The organism is Pseudomonadota bacterium (genome assembly GCA_011049115.1).
Classification (GTDB): domain Bacteria; phylum Desulfobacterota; class Anaeroferrophillalia; order Anaeroferrophillales; family Tharpellaceae; genus DSCM01.
The window spans coordinates 1-7,366 of the sequence record DSCM01000052.1 but is presented as its reverse complement, the minus strand read 5'-3'; the positions used below and the strand labels follow the sequence as shown (position 1 = coordinate 7,366).

Annotated in this window: 7 protein-coding genes; 2 read left to right on the top strand and 5 right to left on the bottom strand. The window is 55.8% G+C overall.

The window, feature by feature from the left end; genetic code table 11:
* Positions 1-227: 227 nt before the first annotated feature.
* The 4 genes from ENN66_04530 to ENN66_04515 form a co-directional block, all read right to left on the bottom strand.
* On the bottom strand, positions 228-1,070 hold the full coding sequence (locus ENN66_04530) for a polysaccharide biosynthesis tyrosine autokinase (GenBank protein HDS15873.1): 843 nt from the start codon (positions 1,068-1,070) through the stop codon (positions 228-230).
* A 74-nt stretch (positions 1,071-1,144) separates the two neighbouring features.
* Complete coding sequence (locus tag ENN66_04525; GenBank protein HDS15872.1) at positions 1,145-2,932, bottom strand: hypothetical protein; 1,788 nt, start codon at positions 2,930-2,932, stop codon at positions 1,145-1,147.
* Positions 2,933-2,942: 10 nt separating this feature from the next.
* A complete protein-coding gene (locus tag ENN66_04520) occupies positions 2,943-4,160 on the bottom strand; it encodes a hypothetical protein (GenBank protein ID HDS15871.1) in 1,218 nt (405 codons plus the stop codon).
* 64 nt (positions 4,161-4,224) lie between these two features.
* The gene (locus ENN66_04515) at positions 4,225-4,716 is read right to left on the bottom strand and encodes a polysaccharide export protein (protein HDS15870.1); all 492 of its coding nucleotides are present in this window, start codon (positions 4,714-4,716) and stop codon (positions 4,225-4,227) included.
* 449 nt (positions 4,717-5,165) lie between these two features.
* Here ENN66_04515 and ENN66_04510 point away from each other — a divergent pair, with 449 nt between their 5' ends.
* A complete protein-coding gene (locus ENN66_04510) occupies positions 5,166-5,951 on the top strand; it encodes a TatD family deoxyribonuclease (GenBank protein ID HDS15869.1) in 786 nt (261 codons plus the stop codon).
* Complete coding sequence (locus tag ENN66_04505; GenBank protein ID HDS15868.1) at positions 5,951-6,718, top strand: tRNA threonylcarbamoyladenosine dehydratase; 768 nt, start codon at positions 5,951-5,953, stop codon at positions 6,716-6,718. The genes ENN66_04510 and ENN66_04505 overlap by 1 nt, the downstream gene beginning before the upstream one ends.
* Positions 6,719-6,813: 95 nt before the next feature.
* Here ENN66_04505 and ENN66_04500 read toward each other — a convergent pair whose 3' ends face one another.
* Positions 6,814-7,092, bottom strand: a complete 279-nt coding sequence (locus ENN66_04500; protein ID HDS15867.1) for a TMEM165/GDT1 family protein — start codon at positions 7,090-7,092, stop codon at positions 6,814-6,816.
* Between the last annotated feature and the right edge of the window lie 274 nt (positions 7,093-7,366).

Here is a 7,366-nt window from a genome sequence, read left to right as displayed (position 1 = left end):
TTTTTTCAACATTTTTGACGACAACAAAAACTAGAAAAGGTTTTGATCAGAGTACTTATTTGTGAACAAAGGAAATACCTTTAGGCACGGGCCGTGAAGGCCGTTTTGGGTTGCGGGATTATTCCCGCATTAGTTCTTGGTTTTATTCAAAATGATCCTCCGGCGGATTGCGGTCGAGGTTGAAGGTTTAAGCCGGTTTGGTAAGGATTTTTCCTCCTGATCCGGGACTATTCGCGGGCCTTATTAAAAATCGTACCGATCAGATTGGCGTTGTGGAGCCGCCCCAGAGCGTCCTTGATTTCCTGGCGGGTGGTTTTCTCCGCTTCGACCACCAGAACGATGCCGTCTACCAGGCTGGAAAAGACCAGCGCATCGGCATTGGTCAGGATATCCGGTCCGTCAAAGACCAGAATCCGATCTTCATAACGACTTTTCATCTCGTTGACCAAGTCGGCCATGCGGCTGGCCCCCAGCATTTCCGACGAGGTTGCCAGGGGGCGGCCGCTGGGGAGAAGGGTCAGTTTGTCGATGCCCGGGTTAACCAGAAGCTCGGGGATCGTGGCTTTGCCGAGCAGATAGTCAGCCAGGCCGAGGCCTTGTTTGATGCCGAAGAATTTATGGATTGCCGGAGTGCGCAGATTGGCGTCGATCAGCAGCACGGTGCGGTCGATTTCCTGGGCGATGCTGATGGCGACGTTGATGGCGTTGATGGTTTTCCCATCACCGGGACCCGGGCTGGTTATCAAGACCGATTTGCCGCCGAATTTCTGCAGTTTGCGAAGCATCTGGGTTCTTAGAATTTTAACTTGATCCGCCGCCGGATGAATGCGGCAGTCGTATACTATCTTGAATTCATCCAGGCTCTGGGGATTGAAATTCTCTTTTTTGGTCGTCGGCGCGGCTTGCGGTTTTGGGCTGCTTTCGCGCCGAACCGGGGGCTGCGCCGTAAAAGCGGGCGCCACCTTTTGCGGCGCCTCGGTTTGCTGAAGCGCCGCCGGCTGCGGGGACAAGGTTTGTGTTTCTCGGTCCCGGGCCTGTTTGGCCAGGGCTTTTTTCAGAATATCGCTCATGATCTATTTTCCGGGCGGCAAAGCCGTTCAGGCAGAGGTTGAAAGACCACGTTTCATTAAGCGGGAAGGCCCGCTTAAACGCCGAAGCGCCGCAAGGCCTTGATCCAGATGATATCCAGAGGCAGATAATAAAAATGAATGGCGGCAAGTAACCCCAGCATGACAGCCAGCAGGAGGATGGCAAGGACCAGATAAATTCTGTAGCGCCGCCGGCGTTCACGCGGGTTTTCCATCATCGGGGTAACGCCCAGAACCGGAACCCCGGTCAGGCGGGCAAGTTCATCGGCGCTTTTGATCGAGGTGTTGAGGTTTTCGCGTAAGGCGCAGACGCCGGTGGCCAGGCCCAGGGCCAGGACAAAGCCGATCAGGGCGATGGCCAGGCGGTTGGGTTTGAAAGGTTTTTCCGGGGTCTGGGCCGGGTCGATGATCTTAAAGCGTTCTCCCTGCTGCGATTCTTCCATTTCCCGGGCAATCTGGGCCTCGGTAAGCTTATGGGTGATATCGGTATAGCGCAGCTGGGCCTGGTCAAGGTCTCGAAGCAGGCGGTTGTAATCCCGTTCCACCAGCGGCGCGTTTTCAAGCCTGGTCTGGTAGTCGGTCAGGCTTTTCTGGGTTTCCTGAAATGCCTCTTCGGTCGCGGCAATCTCCATTGCCATGGAGTTGATCTGGATCTGCAGGTTGATATAGGCTGGGTTGCTGATGTTTTCGGGCGTCGCCTCAAACCCCTTGGCCTGATTGTCAGAGTCCTGTGTTGTCAGTTGATTGATTTCCTGGCGTAACAGGGCCAGCTCGTTTTCGACCTGAAGCCGGTCGGGATGTTTTTCTCCGAGCCGGGTTTGTAAGTCCTCGCTTTTGCGTTTCAGGTTGATAAGTCGTTCATTCTTGTCCTGAAGCTCCCTGGTGGTTGACACCAGGTTGGGGTATTGCGTTTCAATTTCGCTGATTTCGCGCTCGGTTTTTTTGATGTCCGGATGTTTGTCGGAATAACGGGCACGCAGGGAAAGCAGCTGCAGACGCAGGGCTTTGAGCTTTTCCCTGGGTTGGAGCAGGGGGCGCCCCTCCTCGTTATGTAGCAGGTTCTGGCTGAGGCCGGGGTCGATGAGCGCCAGCTGGCCCTCAAGATATAATTTTTTCTCCTGCAGGGAGCGAAGCTGCATGCGGCTTTGTTCAAGATCCCGCTGCAGACGGTTGACCGCTTGCAGGTTGACGGCATTGAATTCCGGCAGCTCCCGGCCGTGTTCCTGTTTGAACGTGCTGATCTTTTCTTCCAGGTCGGCGATATTACGGCCCAGTTCCTGGCGTTCCTGGTTGAGAAAGGTCGCGATGTTGGTCACGCGCTCTTCCCTCTGGCGCAGGTTCTCTTCCAGATAAAGCGAGGTCAGGCGGTTGGTGACCTTGGTGACGGTTTCAGGATCTTTTCCCTGGTAAGCGAGGCTGAAGGCGATGGTCGCGGTGCTCGGTCGACCGGTGCGCCGGTCGACCACATCAGCGCTGATGGTCTGCAACGCGATATTTTTTCGCAGACGGGCAACAATCTCTTCGTTGCTATGGTTTTTCCGCATTTCCGGATAAAGTTGGAAACGGTCGATGATTTCCTGCAGCCGGGGACGGCTCATGATCTGCTGCGTGATCACCTGAAGGCGTTCCTCGACATAGCTGGTAATCGTGGTCTGGACAAATTCCTGGGGGATCTGTTGTTCCTCGATCAGAATGGTGCTTTCGGCCCGGTAAATCGCCGGCAGGAACACGGCGATTACTCCCGCCGCCAGCCAGGTACAGAAAAAAATCAAGAAGAAGAGCCATTTCTGGCGGCGAATGATACCTTTGACCTGTTCCAGGGATATGGCTTCCTGTGTTTGCATTGAAAATTCCTTAGTCGAGCAGTCTGGGGAAATTGAAAACCAGGGCCAGCCAGACCCGATTACGATCGTAGCTGCGGTTGTCGGATAAGGTTTTGTCGGTGGTGGCGGCGTAGAGATAGTGCAGTTGCAGGCTGTGCTTTTCCGTCAGTTGCCAGCTCAGGTCCGGATGCAGGTAGAAATAAGTGCTGTCCTCATCATTGTAGTCATCATTGGCTTTTGAAAAATAGAGGCCCGCAGCAAAACCGCTGTGCAGGCGGCGACTCACGGTCCAGCGCAGGGAGCCGGTCAGGCGGTCGCGGTCGATCGGGCTGCCCGTAGAGGTATAACTTAAATCCCGGTTGTAAGCCAGCTTGTAGGTTAAGGTTTCGGTTCTGCCGCTCAGGGAGATGTCGGCCGTTCCGCCCCAGTCATCCTCGGTGAAAGAGAGCTTTTTCCTCCGCCAGCTGATCAGGCCGCTGCCGGAATCAAAAAACGGGATCCAGGTGGAGTATCTGTATTCCGATTCCGTGTAACGAAGCCCCAGGTAACAGGTGAGGCTCAGTTTTTCACTCAGTTCACGAGTCCAACCCAGACTCAGGCCGTAATTATCGACCGTGCTGATCTCGGAATTATAACGATAATACTGGGGTTGCAGAAAGAACTGATCTCTCTGGTTGCGCCGGAGATAACTGATACTGCCGACCAGGCTGTGGCTGTCGTAGTCGATGTCGTTGGGACTGTCGTAAGTCGTGTCGCTGTAACCGTAGCTGAAACCGGAGAAGAGTCGTTCGCCCAGGCGGTAGCGGGCTTTGGCGTCGAGACTGCCGCGTTTGCGGGCGTAAAGGCCTTCGACAATCCCGGTTTCTTTCAGTTCGGAGTCGAGAATAGAATCCTTGGTATAGGCGGCGCCGCCTTCCAGAACCAGCTTTTCGGTGGCCTGAAAACTGCCGTTGAGACGGTAGCGCTGGTATTCGTCGTTATAGCGGGTCTCGGCGGCGAAACGTCTGATTTCGCCTTCGAGGCTGCTTTTGAGGTCGATTCTCGGAGTTCGCCAGCTCGCGGTCAGGGTCGGAATGAAAACCCCAAGCCAGTCGCTTTTTTCGTTCTCGTTGTCGAAATTGATATTATCGTCATATTCGGCGCGAAATTGCAGGGATGGAGTGCAGGAAAAATCTCCGGTCGCGGCGCGAAGCAGACCGGGCGAGGCCAGCCAGAGAATAAGAATCAGGCAAAAAAAGGTCTTTTTCATCTTTAATGAACCTGTGTTCGAGATGGGCTCGCGGAGCTTTGAAACTTTGGCGGAAGCCTTTTCGTCAGGGCACAATTATGACATCGCCGCGCTGAATGATAATGTTCTGGGCAAGGTTTTCCCCTTTTTCCACCTCGCGATAATCGAAGGGAATTTTGGTTGATTTGCCGTCCTGGTAGCGTAGAATATAGATCTTGCCGCCGGCGGCGAAGGGATTGAGGCCACCGGCCATGGCCAGCAGTTGCATCGCGTTGGTTTCCAGGTCGATGGGAAACTGGCCGGGTTTGTTGACCTTGCCGATGACGTAAGCGCGCAGGCTGTTGATCTGGCGCAACATCACGGTCACGGTGGCTTCCGGAATGAAATCCTTCAGCCTGGTGGTTACCTCGCGGCGCAGGTCACCGATGGTCATCTGTTTGACGTCAATATCGCCGACCAGCGGAAAGGCCAGAATCCGGTCTGGTGGAACGATGACTTCCCGGCTTAAACTCTCTTCTTTCCAGACTGAGATTTCAAGGATGTCGCCGGTCCCGATCCGGTAGCTTTCGCTTTCCATGGCTGCGGCCGAAAGCGCCGGCGGCAGGCACAAAAAGCTTGAAATAAAGAGAACGGCCAGGGTAAAGAGGGATAGGAAAATCCTTTTTCGATTGCTCTCGGGTTTCGGAGACTTCGACAGAGCTGTCATGTTTGGTTCCCGGTACAGGATTTTGAGTTGGATACTGATGCGGGAACGTGCCCCGCAACCCAGAAAGGCGCTTGCGGCTCGCAAATTAGTACTCTCATCGGAACGTTTTCTTGTTTTTTCAAACCGAGAATGAACGCTGAGAGGCTAATGTCGGTTAATATACCTGGGGCCGTGTAAAAATACAACTGTTTATTTGTTGCAAAATGTACGGATTGCCAGGGGGCGCCGGTTTGGGCCGTAAGCTGAAGGCGACCTGGTACGGAATTAGAGGCTGGCGCGGCCATGGGAACCGGGCTTGATTTTTGCGGGAGGATCTTTGGGTGGAAATGTTTCTGGCTGACAGCCATTGTCACCTGACCGACGCGCCCTTGCGGGAGGATTTGCCCGGGGTTCTGGCGCGGGCGGCAAGGGCCGGAGTCAAATGGCTGCTGGTGCCCGGCTATGATTTATGTTCCAGCCGCGCCGCCTGTCGCCTGGCGGCGCGGCATGCCGAGCTGCGGGCGGCGGTGGGTCTGCATCCGGCCTGGCTGAAGCCGTCGCTTGCTTTCTCGCCTGAAACCCTGCGGCAACTGGCCCGCTTGCGCCAGCCGGCGGCGATTGGTGAGATCGGCCTGGATTTCGCCCTGGCTGATTTTTCGCAAAGTCGCCAGCTGGAGGCCCTCGAACAGCAGCTGGAACTTGCCGCCTTGCTGGATTTGCCGGTGATCCTGCATTGTCGTCGGGCTTTTGAGCCTCTGTATGCGGTCTTGCGTAATTTTCCGAAGAACCGAGGGGTTCTGCACGCTTATGGCGGCGGACCGCAGCTGGCGGAAAAGTTTCTGGCGCTTGGCTTTTATCTGGGGTTTGGTGGTAATCTGACTCGGCCGCTGGCCCGCCGGGTGCGGGAGGCGGCGCTTCTGGCACCGCCGGAACGTATTCTCCTGGAAACCGATGCGCCCTACATCGGGTCGCGGGGGGTCGTCAAAGGCGCCTCCGAACCCCGGGATCTGCCGGCGGTGGCCCTGGCGCTGGCCGCATTGCGAAACTGGGATCCGCTGGCAGTCGCCGCCTGGACCACCGCTAATTTTTTTCGTTTGTTCGGTGTCGATGAAGGCAAGGAGAAGTAATGGAATCTGATTTTCCGGCAACGGCTTTCGCCCGGCTGGAGCTGCTTTTCGGGGCGGACGGCCTGAAACGGCTGGCCGCCGCTCATGTCGCGATTGTCGGTCTCGGCGCGGTGGGCTCTTTTGCCGCCGAGGCCCTGGCCCGAACGGCCGTGGGCCGTCTGACCCTGATTGATTTTGATCTGGTGGGCGAAACCAATATCAACCGGCAGCTGTTTGCTCTGCAGAGCACGCTCGGTCAGGCCAAGGTGGCGGCGGCCGCCGACCGTTTGCTTGAAATCAATCCGCGCATCGTGCTGAACCGCCGCCAGACCTTCTACCATCATGATACCTCCGCGGAACTTCTGGGGGAGGGTGATTTTGATTTTCTCATCGACGCGATTGACGGCGCCGCCCCGAAACTTGATCTGATTCGCAATTGCCTGGCCCGTAAACTGGCCTTTATCTCATCCATGGGGGCCGCCGGTCGCAGCCGGCCGGACCGGATTAAAATCGAAGATCTGTTATTGACCAGCGGCTGCCCGTTGGCGCGGGTGCTGCGTAAAAAACTGAGGCGGGAAGGGCTTGAGAAAGGTCAGGTGACGGTGGTCTATTCACCGGAACCGGTGGCGGTAGAATCCTGTGACCCGGAAGCTTTCAGTGAAGCCGAGCGGGAGGAATACTTTCAACGCGGCCGCCGTCGGCGGATTCAACCCAGCGCCGTCTTTATGCCGGGAATTTTCGGCCTGTTGGCGGCCCAGCAGGCCGTGGATCGGATTCTGAAAGGTTGAATCCGGACCACCGGCAAGAGACCTTGAAGCCTTAGTTTCTACGGCGGTAACCAGTTGAGTCTTTTCCCGTTCGAACGCGGCGGCTTGCAGCGGATTTAACTCAGGTTTTTCAGTAACAGGAAACCACCGATCAGAACAAAGCCGATTCCGGCCAGCCGCGACAGCGTTTTTTCATCGATAAACTGGGAAAGCAGATGTCCGGCCAGAACCCCGATCGCGGTGGCCGCGATCAGGGCCAGGGAAGCCGCCAAAAAGACGGTGAGTTTGCCGTTAGCTTTGTCGGTGGCGAAGAGCGTGGTCGCCAGTTGGGTTTTGTCGCCGAGCTCCGCCAGAAAGACCGCGACGAAGACGGTGCAAAAAACTTTAGGGTTCATACTGTTTTCTCATGTAAAGTTTTCTCAGAAAACCGGCGCTTCAAACCGTCAATTTGAGACGGCTTTCAACCAGAAGAGTCACTCCGGTCATAGATGGACAGCCAGGTCCCTATTTTTGATAGGATCAAAGGGCAGCACCAGATTTTCTCCAGGTCCCATCGTTTGCCTTTGCCCCCGATCCAGAACATCCAGGCGCACGAAATTCGTATTCCGTAACTGATCATCTTGGCGTCTGACAGTCTGCCCTGCCGGCTCTTTCGGCCAATTAATATTG

Coding starts and splice junctions, on each gene's coding strand:
- ENN66_04520 (HDS15871.1), bottom strand. CDS start 4,160: ATGAAAAAGACCTTTTTTTGCCTGATTCTTATTCTCTGGCTGGCCTCG.
- ENN66_04515 (HDS15870.1), bottom strand. CDS start 4,716: ATGGAAAGCGAAAGCTACCGGATCGGGACCGGCGACATCCTTGAAATC.
- ENN66_04500 (HDS15867.1), bottom strand. CDS start 7,092: ATGAACCCTAAAGTTTTTTGCACCGTCTTCGTCGCGGTCTTTCTGGCG.
- ENN66_04530 (HDS15873.1), bottom strand. CDS start 1,070: ATGAGCGATATTCTGAAAAAAGCCCTGGCCAAACAGGCCCGGGACCGA.
- ENN66_04525 (HDS15872.1), bottom strand. CDS start 2,932: ATGCAAACACAGGAAGCCATATCCCTGGAACAGGTCAAAGGTATCATT.
- ENN66_04505 (HDS15868.1), top strand. CDS start 5,951: ATGGAATCTGATTTTCCGGCAACGGCTTTCGCCCGGCTGGAGCTGCTT.